The sequence below is a fragment of the Paraeggerthella hongkongensis genome (genome assembly GCF_003726035.1).
GTDB classification, from domain to species: Bacteria; Actinomycetota; Coriobacteriia; order Coriobacteriales; family Eggerthellaceae; genus Paraeggerthella; species Paraeggerthella hongkongensis.
On the sequence record NZ_QICD01000027.1, the window covers coordinates 15,465 to 34,303 of the forward strand.

Annotated in this window: 18 protein-coding genes; 5 read left to right on the forward strand and 13 right to left on the reverse strand. The window is 56.1% G+C overall.

The genetic code is table 11. The annotated features are described in order from the left end of the window. Positions 1-2 precede the first annotated feature (2 nt). From DMP08_RS10325 to rfbB, 12 genes are all read right to left on the reverse strand, one after another. Positions 3-1,184 carry a CDP-glycerol glycerophosphotransferase family protein gene (locus tag DMP08_RS10325; protein WP_244596937.1) on the reverse strand — a complete coding sequence of 394 codons (1,182 nt, stop codon included), beginning with the start codon at positions 1,182-1,184 and terminating at the stop codon, positions 3-5. Positions 1,185-1,212: 28 nt separating this feature from the next. Continuing rightward, a complete protein-coding gene (locus DMP08_RS10330; protein ID WP_123192810.1) occupies positions 1,213-2,238 on the reverse strand; it encodes an alcohol dehydrogenase catalytic domain-containing protein in 1,026 nt (341 codons plus the stop codon). After that, entirely contained in the window at positions 2,239-2,970 is a 732-nt protein-coding gene (locus DMP08_RS10335; RefSeq protein WP_123192811.1) for an IspD/TarI family cytidylyltransferase, read from the reverse strand. 9 nt (positions 2,971-2,979) lie between these two features. After that, a complete protein-coding gene (locus DMP08_RS10340) occupies positions 2,980-3,771 on the reverse strand; it encodes an ABC transporter ATP-binding protein (protein ID WP_123192812.1) in 792 nt (263 codons plus the stop codon). Beyond that, positions 3,761-4,576 carry an ABC transporter permease gene (locus DMP08_RS10345; RefSeq protein ID WP_244596938.1) on the reverse strand — a complete coding sequence of 272 codons (816 nt, stop codon included), beginning with the start codon at positions 4,574-4,576 and terminating at the stop codon, positions 3,761-3,763. Before DMP08_RS10345 ends, DMP08_RS10340 begins: the two co-directional genes overlap by 11 nt. 96 nt (positions 4,577-4,672) lie before the next feature. Next, the gene (locus DMP08_RS10350) at positions 4,673-5,662 is read right to left on the reverse strand and encodes an LCP family protein (RefSeq protein WP_123192813.1); all 990 of its coding nucleotides are present in this window, start codon (positions 5,660-5,662) and stop codon (positions 4,673-4,675) included. A gap of 12 nt (positions 5,663-5,674) precedes the next feature. Beyond that, entirely contained in the window at positions 5,675-6,799 is a 1,125-nt protein-coding gene (locus DMP08_RS10355) for a glycosyltransferase family 4 protein (protein WP_123192814.1), read from the reverse strand. Positions 6,800-6,934: 135 nt separating this feature from the next. Further along, a complete protein-coding gene (locus tag DMP08_RS10360; protein ID WP_161555459.1) occupies positions 6,935-8,104 on the reverse strand; it encodes a glycosyltransferase family 2 protein in 1,170 nt (389 codons plus the stop codon). Beyond that, a complete protein-coding gene (locus tag DMP08_RS10365) occupies positions 8,083-8,271 on the reverse strand; it encodes a hypothetical protein (protein ID WP_123192816.1) in 189 nt (62 codons plus the stop codon). Before DMP08_RS10365 ends, DMP08_RS10360 begins: the two co-directional genes overlap by 22 nt. A 2-nt stretch (positions 8,272-8,273) precedes the next feature. Beyond that, complete coding sequence (locus tag DMP08_RS10370) at positions 8,274-10,637, reverse strand: glycosyltransferase family 2 protein (RefSeq protein WP_123192817.1); 2,364 nt, start codon at positions 10,635-10,637, stop codon at positions 8,274-8,276. Positions 10,638-10,655: 18 nt separating this feature from the next. After that, on the reverse strand, positions 10,656-11,249 hold the full coding sequence (rfbC, locus tag DMP08_RS10375; protein WP_123192818.1) for a dTDP-4-dehydrorhamnose 3,5-epimerase: 594 nt from the start codon (positions 11,247-11,249) through the stop codon (positions 10,656-10,658). A 9-nt stretch (positions 11,250-11,258) separates the two neighbouring features. Then, positions 11,259-12,260 carry a dTDP-glucose 4,6-dehydratase gene (rfbB, locus tag DMP08_RS10380; RefSeq protein ID WP_123192819.1) on the reverse strand — a complete coding sequence of 334 codons (1,002 nt, stop codon included), beginning with the start codon at positions 12,258-12,260 and terminating at the stop codon, positions 11,259-11,261. Between the two features lie 279 nt (positions 12,261-12,539). Here rfbB and DMP08_RS10385 point away from each other — a divergent pair, with 279 nt between their 5' ends. From DMP08_RS10385 to DMP08_RS10405, 5 genes are all read left to right on the forward strand, one after another. Next, a complete protein-coding gene (locus DMP08_RS10385; RefSeq protein WP_114567743.1) occupies positions 12,540-13,316 on the forward strand; it encodes an ABC transporter permease in 777 nt (258 codons plus the stop codon). A 93-nt stretch (positions 13,317-13,409) separates the two neighbouring features. Beyond that, positions 13,410-15,182, forward strand: a complete 1,773-nt coding sequence (locus tag DMP08_RS10390; RefSeq protein WP_244596939.1) for an ABC transporter ATP-binding protein — start codon at positions 13,410-13,412, stop codon at positions 15,180-15,182. A gap of 63 nt (positions 15,183-15,245) precedes the next feature. Beyond that, positions 15,246-16,364 carry a non-hydrolyzing UDP-N-acetylglucosamine 2-epimerase gene (gene wecB / locus DMP08_RS10395; protein WP_123192821.1) on the forward strand — a complete coding sequence of 373 codons (1,119 nt, stop codon included), beginning with the start codon at positions 15,246-15,248 and terminating at the stop codon, positions 16,362-16,364. Further along, positions 16,357-16,659: a hypothetical protein gene (locus DMP08_RS10400; protein ID WP_123192822.1), complete on the forward strand. Its 303-nt coding sequence runs from the start codon at positions 16,357-16,359 to the stop codon at positions 16,657-16,659. Before wecB ends, DMP08_RS10400 begins: the two co-directional genes overlap by 8 nt. Positions 16,660-16,671: 12 nt before the next feature. Further along, a complete protein-coding gene (locus DMP08_RS10405) occupies positions 16,672-17,751 on the forward strand; it encodes a glycosyltransferase family protein (RefSeq protein WP_148042357.1) in 1,080 nt (359 codons plus the stop codon). Between the two features lie 22 nt (positions 17,752-17,773). Here the strand turns inward: DMP08_RS10405 and rfbD are convergent, their stop codons facing one another. Then, positions 17,774-18,679 carry a dTDP-4-dehydrorhamnose reductase gene (gene rfbD, locus DMP08_RS10410; protein ID WP_123192824.1) on the reverse strand — a complete coding sequence of 302 codons (906 nt, stop codon included), beginning with the start codon at positions 18,677-18,679 and terminating at the stop codon, positions 17,774-17,776. Positions 18,680-18,839 lie beyond the last annotated feature (160 nt).

Consider the following 18,839-nt stretch of genomic DNA (forward strand, 5'->3'; position numbering starts at 1 on the left):
AATCACTCGCATCTTCCTCGCCCCAGCCACCCAAAAGCAGCCTCTACCAACACGTCGACCGCTCGGCCCTCGCATTCATCAATGGCGGAACCGGCAAAAGCCTCAAATGCATCCCAAGGATACAGCGCCGGATCACTTAGACAATCTCCCAAAAAAGCGAACAGACGCGACTCTTCCGTAAAGGCAATAAGAGGGCACAGCTTGAGCGGATCGGCGTTAAGACCAGGCGATACACGATACTCCGCAATATCGGGCACGTAAAACACCACCGGCTTTCCAAGCAGATACGCCTCATACGCAATAGACGAGTAATCCGTGACCACGATCGATGCATCCAGAAGCGCTTGGTTCACCGTCCCTGCAGCTACGCCCTTTTGCTCAAGGGGATGGAAAGCCCATTCGATCCGAGCCGTGCCGGTCAAGCTCTTCCAGTCACCCGCCTGAGCAAGGTCGCGAAACGGATGCTGGGATTCAGAGCTTTTGCGCAAGGTGGGAGCGAACAGCACTAAAGGCTCCCTGCCCTCGGAAGCGCCGCGCGCCAAAGACCGCATGGCGCGCAGGCGCGCAAACTCGTCGTATCCAGGTCTCAGCAAAGGCACAACGCGCTCTATCGGGCAGTTGAACGCCTGCGCAAACGCTTGCCGACACCCCTCTCCCGAGCAAAGCACCCATGAGTAGTTGCGATGTATGCGATAAAGCTCCATTGCCTTTGCCGTATGACCCTCCGCCGTATCGTGCGACTGAAAGCCAAAGCACTTGAACGCACCGAACGCATGCCAAAGCTGAACCACCACTGGCTCAACGGGAAACTCGCAATACACCCCCGGCTTCACGGCGCATGAACGCAACTGCAGTTCGCACCGAAAGTCAAGCAAGCTGATAACCGGATCGTAGCGATCCACGAAGCATATCCTGCACCGTGCAAGATGGTATATCTCGCGCATTGCATGGAATGCGTACTTCACAACAGTCCTCTTCTGCAGCTTTCGCGTCAAGTACATCACACGAAACCCTCTGCCTGCAAATTCGCGACCGATTTCCTTGAAGTCGTACGACGGCTCGTTAGCCTGTCGCGACACGAACACCGCTTCGTCCCTGCGCGGGAATACACGGCATACGAGGTACAGAGCGTTGATGAAAAAGCGAGCGATGGCAACTACGGCCATTTCCGCCGCGCGCGTCATGCTGCACTTCCGAGCGAAGCGTGCATCATCACACATCCCATAGCATAACGGTTTTCCCCATGGGCTTGCGGATATCGGCTTCGAAAGCCTGAGCCATATCCCGCGTGGACCCAACCGGCAGCACCGTGCCCACCAGGGCCGTCAGGTAATCGAGCACAACCGGATGATCGTAGTACATTTGCACCGTACGTTGAAAATCATTCCTGCCGCTTCGACTGCTGCCGAACAAGCGCAAGCCCTTTTCCAAAACCATGCGCGTGTTCACCGGTACGGGGTTCTCCGACACGCCCAGCAAAGAGACGGTGCCCTCGGGCTTGATTTGGTCGATTATCTGATCGATGGCAGCAGCCGACCCGTCTCCCCCGCAACACTCGAAGGCATGGTCGACCAAAGGTGCACGCGACGTGTCGTACGTCAGGCAGGTCTCATCCACGAATGTGAAGTCGGCAAGCTTGCCTGCATTGCGCCCAAACACTACCAAGCGCGTTGCAGGATGCAGCATGCGCAGCACCAGCGCCACGATAAACCCCAGGTTTCCGTCGCCCCAGATGCCCACCACCTCGCGGCGCCCATGAGCAACGCCCTCGTAACGCGTCACGGCATGCACCGCCACGCTCACCAGCTCGGTAAATGCTGCAATGTTTTTGTTGACGCCCGCAGGAAGCGGCACCACGCGCGTCGGCGGAAGAGCTACGTACTCCTGCATGAAACCATCGAAACCGCTACCGCAAAAATCGCTGGAGCGAAGATAGTTCTCTGCTATGAAATTATCTTTTTCGCGCGGGCTGTTCGGCAGCATGACCACGCTGGTTCCCGGCGCATACACGCCCGAAGCGTCTTCGACCACCGTGCCGATGCCCTCGTGGATCAACGCCATGGGAAGCTTCTTCGCCAGCACCTCGGCACTTCGCCTACCCTGATAGTAACGCTGATCAGCATTGCAAATAGACAAATGGGTCGGCCTGACAATCACCCGGTTGGGAAACATGGGCATTTCCAAAACCACGGGCTCAAACATCCGCGGAGCAACCAATCTGTAGACACAGTTCAACATCTACTTGCCCATCAAAGAGGCCGCAACGCGCATATCCTGAGGATACGTGATCTTCATGTTCGCAACGTCGCCTTCTACCAGGACAACGCGCTCGCCCCGCAAAACGAATATCTTGCAGGCATCGGTCAGCGTAGCGCGTTCCTCGTCGGTCAAGCTGCTGGTAAGCTCCTTGAGCTTGCGCAGATTGAACGATTGCGGGGTCTGGCCTTGATACAGCACGCTACGATTCGGAATGGAGGAAATAACGCAGCCGTCAAGGCTCTCCACGATGGTATCCGTAGCCGGCACCACCGTGTCGCACGCGCCGTGCTCGCGTGCGGCTGTGATGTTGTCGCAGATAATACGGTGCGACACGAACGGACGCACCGCATCATGCGTCACCAATATGGTGTCATCGTCCACCAAGCAGTTCTGCTCCAGAAAAGCAATGGCGTTCATCACCGTGTCGTTGCGCTCGACACCGCCAGCCACAAGCACAACCCGATCCTTGTACTGCGGACAATGACGCTCAACCAGATCCTGCGTTTGCTGCAGCCACACCTCCGGGCACATGACAAGCACCTTCCTGAACTCGGGAAAGGCGCAAAACTTCTCGACGGTATGGATAAGAATGGGCTTTTCGCCCAACATGAAGAATTGCTTGGGTTTTTCAGGATTGCCCATACGGGCGCCCGATCCTCCGGCAAGAATCGCCGCGTACGCGTTTGTTGCCGCATCGCTGCTTACGTTCATAGGAGGCTCCTAGTAGTTCTTCTCGTAATACGCCGTGGCCTCGTCGATACCGCCCTCGAAGACCTTCGTTCCCTTGTCCAGCACGATGCCTCGGCTGCAAAACTCCTTCGCAGTTGCTGATGCATGCGTAACGAACAGAACGGTCACGTTCTCGTCCAGCATGATTTCGCGAATACGATTGATGCACTTTTTCTGGAACGTGCGATCGCCCACCGAAAGAGCCTCGTCCACCACCAGAATCTCCGGCTCGATGGCCACCGCAAACGCAAAGCCCAAACGAGCCTTCATGCCGCTCGAATACGTGCGCATGGGCTGGTCGATGTACATGCCTAGCTCTGCAAAGTCAATAACAGCTGGCTCAATCTCTTCGATCTCAGACTTTTTCAGGCCTAGGATCTGCCCGCGTAACGCAATGTTCTCGCGTCCGGTAAGCTGCATATCGAAGCCAGCCGTCAGTTCCAGCAAGGCGCTCACCCGGCCTTTTACCTCAACCTCGCCGCTCGTAGGGTGGGCAACGCCCGTAACCATTTTGAGCGTCGTGCTCTTGCCCGCGCCGTTGCGGCCCAGAAAGGCAACCGCTTCGCCTTTCTTGACCTCGAACGACAAGTCCTTGCTGGCATCCACGCTTCCTAGAAACGAACCCTTTTTATTGTAATTGAAGATGCCCAGGAAGCGCCCGCGATCGTTCTTGTACAGGTTGTAGGTCTTCGTCACATGATCGAACCTGATGACCACTTCATCGCTGACGCTCGTCTTCTGCAATGGAGCGTCGGGTGCCTTGGAGGTCTTGCTAGAGGACATCGGCTACCTCCTTGTTCAGTTTCTTGTACACCAAAAGCGCCAGCACAAGCGTCACGGCGAAAGCGATAGCGAACCCCGCACATGCGACATGATTGTCCCAAAACCATGTTTTATCGTAGAACGCGCCCCTGAACGCCGAAACGAAAAACGTTATAGGATTCAGGTGCAAGATGGTCTGGATCCAGCCAATGTGGATAGAGTTGACGTTGAAGATCACGCCCGACAGCCAGAAAAACGGCGTGCTCATAGCGTGCATAAGATTCGCAACGTCCTTGCTCATGGCCGACAATTGCGAAAACAGCAGGGACACGATATCCCAAAATACGAACATCATCAGCAGCAAAATGGGAACCTGCAAGAGGTAGGCATCGAGGGGCATCCCGCAAGCAAAGTAGATAGCGAACAGTACGATCATAAGCATGAACTGCACCAACATGGTTGCACTTGTGAAGATGGTCGATATGCCGCTCAAGGGAAATTTAACCTTGTTCACTAAATAAGGATACCGGTGCAGCACGTCAATTCCGGCTCCCAGCATATCTTGCATGAAAAACCATGGGATCAAACCCGCGCACAACCACAGGATATAAGGAGGAGCCCCTTCGGCTCCTCCACTACCGACGCGCAGTCCCACGTCGAGCGCGAACCAGAAACAGAAGATGTACATAGCCGGTTTGATGAAAAACCACGCCCAGCTTAGCACGGCGCCACGACTTTTCTTCACCAGCTCGAAGATGGCAAGTCGCCCAATCTGCTTACGCCACTCCCAATTATCTCGCAATATCGTCGTAAGAGTACTCAGCACAACGCTCCCATTCAACAATTCAAACAAACAGTCTCACATATTAGCATAGACACGCTTCACGGAAAAAGCGCCGAAAGCGCAGGCTCGTGCATCGGTTCACAAATGCTTCGGCTCCTCCACAATCCCCGCAGGATCTGCCCCTGCATCAACCACGGCCATGAGCTCGGCCCAGGTTTCAGGGTCCTCCTCAATCACCCAAAGACCGTCGGCATTCTCCCCTCCCCGCCACGGACCCGTACAGGAATACACATTCACCAGGTCGCGGTTCGCAATGAAATCGGCAGCCAAATACCCTACTTCCGCCATGTCGAGGTTTGTAGTAGTGTTCTCCGCAAGGTCGGCAAGCAAATCGTTGATCCTTTCCTCGCCGTTCGCAGACAATGCCTTCTGTAAGATAGCCACTTCGAGATTGCGCACGTTCATCTGTCGAAGCGCATCTTGGTCAATCACGTACTCTTTGCGAGCGCGTGCCAGAACAAGAGCCTCCGCCCCTCCAAGATGCTGAGATTTACCTGCGCTTAATTTCACATCTTCAGCGGTCATAGGATCTGAAACCTTGATGCTCTTAGGCACGTCGACAGTGACGCCGCCCATCGCATCGATCAGCACGTGAAACGACGTGAACGTCGTCATCATGTAGTAAGGAATATCCACGCCGGTCAAAAACTCGACAATTTCCACCACATCCTCGGGATCATTCCCAAGAAGCGCATTGTTTATCTTGGTGTTCGACCCTTTCAGCACGGTATCGCGAGGAACGGAAACCAGCGTGATCGTATAAGTCTCCGGATCCACCCTCATAAGCGTCATTACGTCGGAGTGTTGATCGACCTGCGCGTGCTCGGTCTTTTTGCCTGTATAGAGAGCCGTTTCCTTTCGGGAATCAGAGCCAATCAGCAACACATAGAACGGCTCAACCGAGGAAGCTTCCGCAACGTAAGCCCGTTCATTTGCAGACCGGTTCGCCATATCCTCCAAAACCACGATCAGACCGATGAACGCAAGGGAGAAGGCCGCAACCGCCGCTACGGCCACAGCAGCCATTTTCTCAGACCGCTTCTTCTGGGTGTCGAGCGCCTTCGTCATACGCCGCTCAACCTATCTCGTATGACGAGGTACGCGAGGTCCTCGCCTTCCCTTGTTGTCGTAATGGTGCCGCAGAACAGGCTTGAACAAGCCGAACTTCCAAATCACGAAGAACAGCACGATTGCAAGAGCCACCATGATAGCCCCTTGGACTACCCCGGAAAAGCTCCCCATGAGGCATCCCGTCAGCGCAAGGGCCGCAGAACAAAGCCACAGCACCGCGACCGATCGCTTCTGACTGAGCCCGGCACGCATGAGACGATGATGGATATGCCCCAGATCTGCCTGGTCAACCGGCACATGCACCCTCTTTCTCCTAACGATAGCCGATACGGTATCAAGCACGGGGACGCCTGCTATGATCAGCGGGACCAGCATGACAACGAAGCTTTGCGTCCGCACCACGCCGACAACCGACACTATTCCCACAGCCAAACCTAAAAGATGCGACCCAGAATCCCCCATAAACACCGAAGCCGGGAAGAAATTGAATCGCAAAAAGGCCAAGCAGACAGCAATAAGCGCTATACAGACCAAAACCAACGTGAAACTGCCGCGCATCCAGACAAGATACAGCAAGCTAGAAGAAGCGATAGCCACAAGACCCGATGCCAGCCCGTCCAAGCCATCGATAAGATTCGTGATATTTACGAACACGACCAAGTACAGAATGGTCAGCGGATAATCGAGCCATCCGAAAGAGAAGTAGTCGCCTATAGCCATCGCACGAACTGCACCTATGCTGATCCCCGACAAGACCACCACCGTTGCGGCCACTACTTGGCCAAAAAGCTTCACACCCGGAGACAGCTGCGTGATGTCATCAACCAGCCCGACCGTGAACATGGCCGTAATGCCCAGAAACAGCATGACGTAGTTTATATCGCCCAGAATATACAAGTCATGCATGTTCCAGTCGAAAAAGCGAACCCCAAGGTAGATCGAAAAGCATGCCGCCAAAAGACCCGCATAAAGAGCTATCCCTCCGCAGCGAGGAACCGAATCGACATTGACCCGACGATTTCCGGGGTAGTCAATCGCGCCTATTTTAACGGCGATCCATTTGGAAACGGGCACCATGCAGCACGTGACCGCAAAAGCCACGCAAAACACGATAACCGCTTGGTACCATTCCATAAACGCTCCGGTCGCCTCCAGTATAGATATCCAACCTGCGTATTATACCAGTACCAAATTGTTAACGATTCGTAAGATGAAAAGCGGCTGTATTCAGAGCGCCAGTTCAGCGTACGAAGAACCGGCCCGAGCCCTTTACTCTCCCCTTATGCGGCGCAGGGGCAAAGTCAGCATGCGGCCAACACGATACGCACGAGAGCCTTCAAGCTCTTTGCGTCTGGCGGCAATGCGATCATCTTTTTCCCTGCACGCACGCGATAACTCACCCAGCTCAAGCATTAAGTCGAACAACTCCCGTCCATCCTCAGAAGAAAGGACCACCGAACTGCACGAGCCAAAGCGCGCATCGAGCAAATCAACAAGATCTCGAGGCCGATCCTCGACTACATACTCGAGCGCTTCCGCATACGGCCATGATTCCAGCAGGTAGCGCAAGGCCTCGATCTTATCGCTATCGGGAACCTCGACGGCCCACCGATCAAACGTGTAGCGAAGCATATGCCGACGCGCAGCCTCATACGTCCCCTCGTACTCGTCGAAACTGCCCTGAGCAACAAGGAACGACTTCATGAGATCAGCGGCAACCGAAAGGCCGCACGTACGGCGAAACGAATCGGCGCTCTGCCGCCCGCGCCCGGTATAGCCCCGACCGTAATGATATCTGTACAGAGGCCGGGTTATGCCACGATAAGTCTCCGCAAAATAGAACAAGGCAAACGACTCGTAATTGTCTTCGCCCAAAGGCACTTCAACGTCTTCCATACATAAGAACGCCCGACGGGCGAGTTCCCCTCTATAAGCCTTGTTCCAAATAGAATACCCGAAGGTCAAATTCACGAAGCACTCGTCCAAAATGGAGCGACCGCGCAAGACTCCCTCGTATGGCGCCAACCAGCTTTCAAGCCCGGCGATTTCCCCCTGTTCAACCCCACCTTCGTTAACGACTAACGTTCCGTACTGCAGAATATCAACCGGTCGCTCAGCCACCAACTGCCGCACGGCCTCGCACGTTGCACGGTCGTACGAATCGTCTTGATCGGAGAAAAGCACGTACGCGCCGCGCGACGCAAGAACGCCCCGCCTTCTTGCCCGCGCGCTGCCCTGATTCTCAGGCTGCTTCAGAACGTGCACCCGCGAATCTCTCCGCGCGCAAGCCTCCAAGGCTTCAAGCGAGCCGTCGGTGCTGCAATCGTCAACGCAGATCACCTCGATGTCATCGAACGTCTGATCAAGCAGGCTGCCAAGGCACGCCTCCAGGTAAGGCATCCCGTTGTAGACTGGTATTACGAACGAAAATTCGGGCACAGCACGCTCCCAATCCGATACGATGGCGATTCGAGAAATTCACGATTAACGGACTTCAACTCCTCTTCCTCGCGCGACAAGTCATCACGCAAGGCATGAACGACCCTTCGAGCAGCCACAAGGGAAACAGCCATATCCTCCGTCAAACGGTCCGCTTCGATATCCATGGTCAATCCTTCCCCAAAGCGAAGTAGCAGCTGTCTTTCGACAGGCTCGGATTCAAGTACGGGTCCGACCCCTCGAAGAACGCGGGCCACCGGGAACGCAAAAGGTCGGTTTCCTTCCGAACCCGCTCCATGCGCTCGCCGCGCATGTCGCGCCCTCGAGACGAGAACTCGTAATGACTCAGGCGCGCATAAGGCGTGCAAACCACGCGATAGCCCGCCCGGCCCGCCTTCAGGCAAAAGTCCACATCGTTGTAGCCAACCGCGAACTCTTCGGCGTAGCCCCCAACATGCTCATACACATCGCGCCTCACGAGTTGACAAGCTCCAGTCACAGCGGACAAGTTTTGAGGAAGCCTCGCCCGATCAAAGTAGCCACCCGCATCGGCGGGAAGCGAGGTGAACAGATGCGCCGCCGCGCCCAGCAGGCCAACGCCCACACCCGCATGCTGAACGGTGCCGTCAGCATACAGAAGCTTTGCGCCCACGACGCCCACGCCTTCGTCCTCGAAATACCCCAGCATAACTTCAAGGAAATCCGGCGTGATCACCTCTGTGTCGTTGTTCAAAAACAGAATGTAGGGGCTATCCCCCTGAGCGGCCCCGAAGTTGACAATCTTCGAATAATTGAACGCTCCTGACCAGGTTGTCACGAGCACCCGATCATCAAGAGCCTGAAGGCTCTCATAGCATTCGAACGTTTCGGGCTCCTCACTATTGTTCTCAACGATGACGATGCGATAATTCGCGTACGTACACGTCTTCAAGATAGATTCGACGCATGCCCGAAGCAAACGTGCGTGGTCTTTGTTGGGAATGACGATGTCAACCCTTCCCCAATCGCGCGGGGCGTGAGCAACGCGATACGCAAAAGGCATGTCCGTCCGCTCCACCGAAGCCTTGAACCCCATACGGTTGCAATGAGCCTCCACGGCGCGCAGGCCGGCGTCTTTCGCATACGCCTTGCTTTCCGGATTCATACTGGTTGACGCCTCGTGCATACGCCAATGGTAAAGCACTCGGGGAACATGCACAACTCTTCGCGCGCGCTCGACGGCACGCAAGGTGAAATCGTAATCCTGCGCGCCGTCGAACAGGCCGTCCATAAGCCCAATGCGAGAGACGCACGCCCTGCTTACGCACAAGAAATGCGTGATGTAATTGTGCGCCCGCAAGAGCTCCGGAGAGAAATCGGGCTTGAAAAACGGCGCCGCGTGCCGACCTTGCGCATCGAAGCGATCTTCGTCGCAATACAGAAGATCCGCATCCGGGAAAAGGTCGACAATGCTTGCGTATTCGTACAGCGCATCCAAGGAAAGCGCGTCGTCGTGGTCGAGAAAGCAAATGAAATCGCCCCGAGCGGCCTCTATGCCAACGTTCGTGTTTTGAGCGATTCCGCCGTTCTCCACCTCGAGCGCAACAACTCGCTCGTCTTCAAGCGAAGCAAGCTTCCGAGCCAGCGAGGAGTCGTCGGGGGACGCGTTCACCAGGATAAGCTCCCAATTCCCATAGCTTTGCCCCCGCACCGAATCATACATGGCGTCGAAAAAGGCAATCGGCGTACGGAACAGGGGCACGACGATGCTGAACAGCGGAGGACGATCGAAAGAACGGCGCGCCTGTGCACGGAGGTCGTCTTCGCTTGCACGATGGTCCTCCCACCACGCATGGTACGAGGGATCATGCATCGCATCCATTGAAGCGTCCAAAAACCCACCGCGCAAAGCGGCGTACGTATCGTCGAGAAGCGCGCACCCGCCCGGCTGGCTCGAACCGTCTTCGACTGCGGTGGCCAGGCATACCCCATGATCGCCAACGGGCAGTCGCAACGCAACCGTGATCCGGCGGACCGCACGACCGCGCTCATCCACCGCGTCTTTGCAATCTTCCATGACGATAGGCTCCAGGTCCGTCGCGGCACCGACCGCATCCAGAACGCTCATGCATATCGACGCATCTTTGGAGACCGAATCCGGAACATCGATGCGAGCGCGCACCACGGCTTCCAGCCCGTCCTCAACCACCTGAACAAAACGGACGTTCAAACACGGTGCAGACTCTTCGAAATCACAATCCCTCAAGCGCAAGGCTTCGGTTCGCTGCAATGCGTATGCCAACTTCGAACGCAGCTTCAATTCGGTAGCGCCCATCCTGAAAGACCAGGAGCGATCGCCCGATTCAACGACGTAGAATGACGACCGAGCAAGCGGAAACACAATCGCACACGTTTTATTGCCAAGGGAAACTATCGACGCAGGAAGCACGCGCCCCTCGGACGTGGACACAAGAACGAGGTCGCGAGCAATAGCTCCCGCGACCTCGATGTAAGCCACGCCGTCACCGCGACAAGCGCGCACTACCTTAACCATACAAGAACCTTTCCGCAGCTACCCGCGCAAATCATTCAAGGAGGCATTCACCTTGTCTTTGTCGCTCAGCACCACTTTGGAACGATCGAACGCCTCGTCGCCCCGAAGCGCCGGCCAGTCGATCCCGACCTCCGGATCGTCCCACATAAGGCCGCCTTCGTCCCCCGGACGATAGACGTCGTCGCACTTGTAGCAGAACTCCGCCGTCTCGCTCAGCACCAGGAACCCATGCGCGAAGCCGCGGGGGATGAAGAACTGGCGCCGGTTCTCGGCCGACAGAACCACGCCCTCCCACTTGCCCCAGGTGGGGCTGCCCGGGCGCAGGTCGACCGCAACGTCGAACACCTCGCCGGACACCACGCGCACGAGCTTCGACTGCGGATGCTCGATCTGGAAATGAAGGCCCCGGAGCACGCCCTTGGTCGACGAGGACTGGTTGTCCTGCACGAATTCCACGTCGATGCCGCCCGCCACGAAATCGGGGCGCTTGTACGTCTCCATGAAGTAGCCGCGAGCGTCGCCGTACGACTTGACGTCGACTATCTTCACGCCTTCGATGGACGTGTCGGCAAAGGTGAAGTTGCCGGATTCCACGATATTCCCTGTTGCCATGCCGTCCCCCTACTGCCCCTGCTTCGCGTACTTCGCCTCGGTGGCCTCCTTGGCGGGGCGCCACCAGGCCTCGTTGTCGCGGTACCACCGGACGGTGTCGGCCAAGCCCTCGGCGAAGTCCGTGTGCTTGGGCTCCCAGCCCAGCTCGCGGCGCAGCTTCGAGGAGTCGATGGCGTAGCGGCGGTCGTGTCCGGGGCGGTCGCGCACCCAGTCGAACTCGTCGGCGGGACGGCCCATGCCCTCCAGGATGGCGCGCAGCACGTCGATGTTGTTCCTCTCGCCGTCGGCGCCGATCAGGTAGGTCTCGCCCATGCGGCCCTTCTCGAGGATGGTCCACACCGCGCTCGAGTGGTCCTCGGTGTGTATCCAGTCGCGCACGTTCAGGCCGTCGCCGTAGAGCTTGGGCTTGACGCCGCAGATGACGTTCGTGATCTGGCGCGGGATGAACTTCTCGACATGCTGGTAGGGCCCGTAGTTGTTGGAGCAGTTGGATATGGTGGCGCGCACGCCGTAGGTGCGGTGCCACGCCCGCACGAGCATGTCCGACGACGCCTTGGTGGAGCTGTACGGGGAGCTGGGGCGGTACGGGGTGTCCTCCGTGAAGCGCGCCGGGTCGTCCAGGGCGAGGTCGCCGTACACCTCGTCGGTCGAGATGTGGTGGAAGCGCACGTCGTGCTTGCGCGCGGCCTCCAGAAGCGTGTAGGTGCCCTGCACGTTCGTGCGGACGAAGGGGGCCGGGTCGGCGATGGAGTTGTCGTTGTGGCTCTCGGCTGCGAAGTGCACGCACGCGTCGGCGCGGACGAACAGGCCGTCCACCAGGTCGGCGTCGCAGATGTCGCCGTGGACGAACTCCATGCGGTCGGCGGGGATGCCCGCGAGGTTCTCGCGGTTGCCGGCGTAGGTGAGCGCGTCCAGGACGATCACGCGCGCCTCGGGCCGGTTCTCCACCACCCAGTGGACGAAGTTGCTGCCGATGAAGCCGGCTCCGCCGGTCACGAGATAGGTTTTCATAGCCATCCTTATATACGACTGTACGTGCAATTGCCTCAAATGCATAAGATTATAAGCGCATAGCCCGCCAGCGTCACCGTTTCCATGCAAAGTGCTTTTATACAGGGTGCTCACCGGACGCGGACGCGATGAGGCCAAGCAAATCAAGGCCACGCAGCCTCCGATGCGTTGCGCGAAAGTAATGAAAACGTCAGAGACTTCTCCCCTGCGTGATATCATGCAGGGATTGCGATTAATCGGACGCAATCCTGAAGTGAAGAAGAGAGGGCTCGAATCCGAATGAGTTTTTCCAAAGATTCGCTGCAGCGCAACATGTTCATATTGAAGTCCCTCGTTTCGAAAGACTTCAAACTCAAATACCGCCGCAGCGTGCTGGGTGTCGCCTGGTCAGTACTCAATCCCTTGCTCATGATGATCGTGCTGGCGGCAGTCTTCTCCGTCGTGTTTCGCGGAGGAGTCGAGCCTTTCCCCGTATATCTGATTCTCGGCATGACGTTGTTCACGTTCATGTCAGACGCCACCTCGGGGGCGATGGGCTCAATCATCGACTCTGCGCCCCTCATCAAGAAGATTCGCATCAACAAGATGCTCTTCCCGCTTGAGAAGGTCGTATTCGCGCTTCTGAACTTTGCCATATCGCTTGTTGCCGTAGCCATCGTTATGGTGTTTTTCCGCGTAGTGCCCACGTTCAACATTCTGCTCCTGCCCGTGCTTCTTACCTATTTGTTCATGTTCAGCTTGGGGCTTGGCCTTCTGCTTGCCGCCCTTTCAGTGTTCTTCCGCGACATCATGCATCTATGGAGCGTCATCCTGACGGCATGGACCTACGCCACGCCGCTGTTCTACTCCATCGACATCCTTCCCGAGTGGATGGTTCCCGTCATGCAGCTCAACCCCATGTACTACTACGTTAGCTATTTCCGCGACATAGCCATGTGGGGCGTCACGCCGGGCCTTATGGACAACCTCATTTGCTTCGGCTGCGGAGCAATCGCTCTTTTGCTGGGAGTCCTCGTATTCCGCAAGCAGCAAAAGAAGTTCATCCTGTACGTTTAGAGACGAAGGTGCACCATGCCCGAAAACGTTAACACCTCTGCCCTGTCGATCGGCGACTCCGAAAGCATCGAGGCAGACGACAATCGCCAAACCATGATCAAGGTTGATCACGTATCGATGATCTTCAATATGGCATCCGAACAGCTGAACAGCTTGAAGGAATACGCCATCAAGATTGCTCGCCGCGAATTGTTCTTCGAAGGGTTCACGGCGCTCGACGATATATCGTTCGAGGTGAAGAAAGGCGATGTATTCGGCATCATAGGAACGAACGGTTCGGGCAAATCGACGCTCCTCAAAATCATTGCAGGCGTTCTGGAGCCTACCAAAGGTTCATGCGAGATCAATGGCAACATCGCCCCGTTGATCGAGCTGGGAGCAGGTTTCGATACGGAGCTTTCCGCACGGGAGAACATTTACCTTAACGGAGCGCTTTTGGGCTACTCAAAGAAGTTCATCGACGACCACTTCGACGAGATTGTCGAATTCGCCGAAATCGAAAAGTTCTTGGATATGCCGCTCAAGAATTATTCATCCGGCATGGTTGCACGCATCGCATTTGCCATCGCCACCGTTATCGTGCCGGAAATTCTGGTCGTAGACGAAGTCCTTTCTGTAGGCGACTTCATGTTCCAGAAAAAGTGCGAGGATCGCATCAATGAGCTGATCGAGCGTCACGGCGTGACCGTTCTCATCGTGTCGCACAGCAATGCGCAGATCGAGCGCATGTGCAACAAGGCGATATGGATTGAAAAGGGCCATACCCGCATGATAGGCGACGCCGCCACCGTCTGCCGCGTCTACGGTGGCCTAGGCGGGCGCACCGGAAGCCCCGAAGCCGAGCGGCGCGTGTTCGAAGCGCTGAGCAGCACAGCCGGCAAAGCACTCCAGCAGAAAGATCTTGCATCAATCGACGGAGACAGCCTTTATGGAACCGCAGTCAGGGCCGCTGTTCGGGGCTGGGGCGAAGAGTCCGTCGACATGGTGACGCTCGTCTGCGATGCAACCCATGTAAACGCCATCGCGGCTTGCGGGTTCGCCGGGGCGAAGAACGCGCCCGTGCTACCCGTTAGGTCTGACCATCTTCCGGAGATCATAGAACAATATCTCTCCAGCAAGAGACCAACCACGATATTGCTTCTCGATAAGGATCGCAATTCGGAAAACGTACTGGAGCAGGTCTCGTCTTTGCCATGGAAACCTAGAGTCATCTATCTTCCCAAGCGCCCCGGATCGCTGAACCTGTCGATAGAGCTTCTGCAACTTGGAGCCCAAAGCAGCCTATGGGGGGACACTGCCCTGATTGCTGCTTTCGAAGATAACGCGAAAGCATTTTGCGCCGCGCCGCTTTCGTACGGAATTCGAGCACCCTTCTTTGTGCTTACGGGAGAGGAGAAAGATCGAGCAAGCGATCTTTCTCGAATGCTCGTAGAAGAGGGTATTCACTCCATCTTTGCCGTTGGATCGATCGCAAGCCATCCTCTTTGCGCCAGCTTGTCCGAGCAGGGAATCACCGTCAAAACGCTTGCCGACGAAAACAACGAGGAGACGGTCCTGTCCATCGCCCAAGCGGTCCTGGACGAGTCCAAGAAGCACAACGCCTGCGCACCTGTAGAAGTATGCGTCGGCTCACAAACCCTCAGTCAATGGCCAGAGCTGCTCTCGATAATCGGATACGCAGGAAAGACGAGTGCGGCAATGCTTTTGGAAGACCCCACAAACCTCGAAAGTGTCTCTTCCTGCATGATGTTCATGGAACGCAACCGCAAGACTATTAGCGGCATTTCGTTTTTTGGTGGGGAATCGGTTCTGGGATCCACTGATCGAGAGCTACTCTACCACGCTTGGAAGCGTTCAGAGTCCTGATCGGCTCCTAAACATCCAGAGCTGACCAACGCACTGCAACGCAACCTGCAGAAAGGACACCTCATGCGCGTACTATCGATCTTCGGCACGCGACCCGAAGCCATAAAAATGGCTCCTTTAGTCAAGAAACTTGAGAGCGAGCCATTGATCGACAGCGTGCTTTGCGTGACGGGTCAACACCGAGAAATGCTGGACCAGGTACTCGAAGCGTTTCACCTCGAACCCGACTTCGATCTAGCCGTCATGAAAAGCGAGCAAACCCTCAGCTCCATTACTACAGGGGTGCTTTCGGGCATTACCGACACGCTCGAAACAGTGCACCCCGATCTTATCTTGGTTCATGGAGATACCACTACCAGCATGTCTGCAGCCCTCGGGGCCTTCTATCAGCAAATTCCCATAGGACATGTGGAGGCTGGATTGCGTACGCACAACCGATACTCTCCTTTTCCTGAAGAAATGAACAGGAAACTAGTATCGGCTCTTGCTACCTTTCATTTTGCACCCACCCAAAAAAACAAGGATGCGCTATACAAAGAGGGCATAGTCGACCGAGTATGGGTTACGGGAAACACAGCTCTTGACGCGTTCGCGTACACTATGCGAAACGACTACAAATTCAACTGCACGGAGCTTAATCGAGTAGATTTCTCTCGCCCAACGATACTCTTGACAGCCCATCGCCGCGAAAACCTAGGGGAGCCGCTCAGAAATATATGTAGCGCAATACACAACGTCTGCGCTCAGCGCCCCGATGCCCAAGTCGTCTATCCAGTTCACTTAAATCCCTCGGTGCAAAATACGGTTCGTGAAATCCTAGGAGACCTTCCCAATGTTATCCTGGTGGACCCTGTTGATGTAATCGACATGCATAACCTGATGGCACTGTGCAGTTTTGTAATGACGGATTCGGGAGGCCTTCAGGAGGAGGCTCCTTTCCTGGACAAACCCGTTCTAGTCCTAAGACGAGAAACCGAACGCGAAGAGATCATTGAAACCGGAGCCGCCATCCTCGTCGGAACGGAAACGACCACCATAGAGATCGAGATGAAAAAACTACTCGACGACAAAAAGCTCTATCAGGCAATGGCTGCCGCCGCCTGCCCTTACGGGGATGGACATGCAGCAGAACGCATCGTGAAGCATATTCTGAGCGCAACATCAGGAGGAATGAATGCCTAGAGGGAACTACTTCCTGCAAGACATCATCGCCAATGCAGACATTATCGAGAATACGGTCAATCAAGAACGAGCGAGCTCGCGCAAGAAAGCTTTTGGCCTACATCTAAATCAGCGGAGCATCCAAGAAGCCGAACGCAATGACAAGCTCATAGAAGCAATGACCCGATGCGGAAACATACGCCTCATGTCCACCCGTATGGAAGCAACGGCTTGCGAAGCAACCGAAGAGGCCCTAAGATCATATCTTTCACTGCTACTAAGTACCGATCATTTTACAGGGCGACCTATCATCTGAGTTTTCGCCCCTATGTTCAACAGCGGGAATGTCACGGATGGTTATTACCGACGCATCAAAAACATCGACTCCCTTTTTCCTGGCAAAGCCTTACGAATACACTTTTACCCAAATCCGCAGACTCACTGGGCATCAGCAAGAATAGTTGATCAAAACCATATCCTTATCGAATATGAGCAAGCTCATCAAGTGAAAAACCTATTCGAATCGATAGCCCAAAGAGCGCGATTCATCTACTGTCACAGCATTCATTGCTTTGATGCCGATTTGATCAATGATTACAACGGCGAGGTTGTCTTGGACCTCCATGGAGCAGTCCCCGAAGAAGAGCTTGCACTCTTCGGAGATGAGGAACGGGCTCGAGCATTGGAAAGAGTCGAAAAACTAGCCGTATCGCGTGCTTCGGTTATGGTAGCAGTTACAAACAGCATGGTGAGGCATATCCAAGAGAAACATCCCGAGGAAAGCAGTGGCGCTGAATGCTTAGTTATGCCGATTTTCGACATGGACAACTCTCCCGTAGCGCCAATCGAGAAAACCGCTTGCGTACCTCCTACCGTCATATATGCAGGAGGTACGCAAGCGTGGCAACTATTCGATGAAATGATTGATGCGATAGAGTCTCAGCCTAATCTATGCCAATACAGACTCTTTCTTCCCGACACTTCCGAGCTAAGCACCCGATGGAGCGATCATTCTGAACCCGCAATGCTAACAGTCGGCACAAAAAGCCCCGAAGCCCTTCGCGAAGAATACCTTACAAGCGATTTCGGGTTCATACTCCGAGACAGCTCCACTGTGAACAAGGTAGCCTGTCCAACGAAGCTAATCGAATACCTCTCATATGGAGTTATCCCTATTGCAAAAAACCCGGATATTGGAGACTTCAAAGACGACGGGATGGCTTATCTGGCAATTGAGGATTTTCGAGCTGGAAAGCTCCCTTCGGCCGCCGAGCAACAAAGCATGCGCGAAACCAACTATCGCGTAATCACGGTTCAAACAACCCGTTTTTCACAAGCCAAGAAAACTCTCACCGCTCTTTTTAATAAGCTAGCACAGAACGAACGTCTCGAAAAACAAGATCAGTGAGTTAGGAGACGACAAAGGAAGGTCATCCCCCTATCCGAAGCAATCGTTCCAGATAAGTCGCGAGCGCCTCGCGCCACGGACGCATATCGTTTCCGATCGTGTCCTCCAGGCGCTTGTTGCGCAAGCTCGAGTACGCGGGGCGATCCGCGCTCTGGGGGAAGCGCTCCTTGTACTCGGAAGACGTCAGCCCCTCCTTCTCGCACGGGATGCCGGCCCCGTCCACCACCGCGCACGCGAAATCGAACCATGAGCAGGTGCCCTCGTTCGTGCAGTGATACGTGCCGTAATTCTCGGTCTGGGCGATGCGCAGGATCTCGTACGCCAGGTCGTTGGCGGAAGTCGGGTTCCCGAGCTGGTCGGCCACGACGCTGATCCTGCCGTGCTCGCGCGCGAGGCGCATCATGGTCTTCGCGAAGTTGCCGCCGACGTATCCGTAGAGCCAGGCGGTGCGGACCACGAACGCGCGGCTGCAGGCGTCGGTCGCCAGAACCTCCCCTGCCCACTTCGTGCGCCCGTAAGCGCTGATGGGTCCCACCGGATCGCCTTCCTCGCGCGGCTCGGGGTCGTCGCCGGGGAACACGTAGTCCGTCGACACGTGCACGAGCTTCGCCCCGCAGGCTTCGCACGCGCGCGCGAGGTGCTCCGCTCCATGGGCGTTCACGCGGTAGGCGCCCGCCTCGTTCTTCTCGCAGCCGTCCACGTTCGTGACGGCCGCGCAGTTGACAACCAGGTCGTAAGGCCCGCGCTCGGAGAACCAGGCGGCCACGGCGGCCCCGTCCGACACGTCGAGGGCGTCGTAGTCGACGTACTCCGCGCTCGCCCCCGCGTACGCCTCCGGGATCGGGCCGATCTCGGCGCCCATGGTCTCCAGGCAGCGCCTTATCTCGTTGCCCAGCTGGCCGCTGCCTCCGGTCACGAGAATCCTCATGCCTACATCGCCTCCTTGTGCGGGACGATCTTGCCCTCGGCGACCTTCCTCAGATGCTGGCCGTAGACGGACTTGCCGTACTTCGCGGCGGCGTCCAGAAGCTGCCCCCGATCGATCCAGCCGTTCTGGTAGGCGATCTCCTCCACCACCGACACCGACA

Excerpts from the sequence above, each read along its gene's own strand:
- rfbD (WP_123192824.1), bottom strand. The coding sequence starts at position 18,679 with ATGAGGATTCTCGTGACCGGAGGCAGCGGCCAGCTGGGCAACGAGATA.
- DMP08_RS10385 (WP_114567743.1), top strand. The coding sequence starts at position 12,540 with ATGAGTTTTTCCAAAGATTCGCTGCAGCGCAACATGTTCATATTGAAG.
- DMP08_RS10355 (WP_123192814.1), bottom strand. The coding sequence starts at position 6,799 with ATGGAATGGTACCAAGCGGTTATCGTGTTTTGCGTGGCTTTTGCGGTC.
- DMP08_RS10325 (WP_244596937.1), bottom strand. The coding sequence starts at position 1,184 with ATGACGCGCGCGGCGGAAATGGCCGTAGTTGCCATCGCTCGCTTTTTC.
- DMP08_RS10350 (WP_123192813.1), bottom strand. The coding sequence starts at position 5,662 with ATGACGAAGGCGCTCGACACCCAGAAGAAGCGGTCTGAGAAAATGGCT.
- DMP08_RS10390 (WP_244596939.1), top strand. The coding sequence starts at position 13,410 with ATGATCAAGGTTGATCACGTATCGATGATCTTCAATATGGCATCCGAA.
- DMP08_RS10405 (WP_148042357.1), top strand. The coding sequence starts at position 16,672 with ATGTTCAACAGCGGGAATGTCACGGATGGTTATTACCGACGCATCAAA.
- DMP08_RS10370 (WP_123192817.1), bottom strand. The coding sequence starts at position 10,637 with ATGGTTAAGGTAGTGCGCGCTTGTCGCGGTGACGGCGTGGCTTACATC.
- DMP08_RS10400 (WP_123192822.1), top strand. The coding sequence starts at position 16,357 with ATGCCTAGAGGGAACTACTTCCTGCAAGACATCATCGCCAATGCAGAC.
- DMP08_RS10335 (WP_123192811.1), bottom strand. The coding sequence starts at position 2,970 with ATGAACGTAAGCAGCGATGCGGCAACAAACGCGTACGCGGCGATTCTT.
- DMP08_RS10330 (WP_123192810.1), bottom strand. The coding sequence starts at position 2,238 with ATGTTGAACTGTGTCTACAGATTGGTTGCTCCGCGGATGTTTGAGCCC.
- DMP08_RS10340 (WP_123192812.1), bottom strand. The coding sequence starts at position 3,771 with ATGTCCTCTAGCAAGACCTCCAAGGCACCCGACGCTCCATTGCAGAAG.
- wecB (WP_123192821.1), top strand. The coding sequence starts at position 15,246 with ATGCGCGTACTATCGATCTTCGGCACGCGACCCGAAGCCATAAAAATG.
- rfbC (WP_123192818.1), bottom strand. The coding sequence starts at position 11,249 with ATGGCAACAGGGAATATCGTGGAATCCGGCAACTTCACCTTTGCCGAC.
- DMP08_RS10365 (WP_123192816.1), bottom strand. The coding sequence starts at position 8,271 with ATGGATATCGAAGCGGACCGTTTGACGGAGGATATGGCTGTTTCCCTT.
- rfbB (WP_123192819.1), bottom strand. The coding sequence starts at position 12,260 with ATGAAAACCTATCTCGTGACCGGCGGAGCCGGCTTCATCGGCAGCAAC.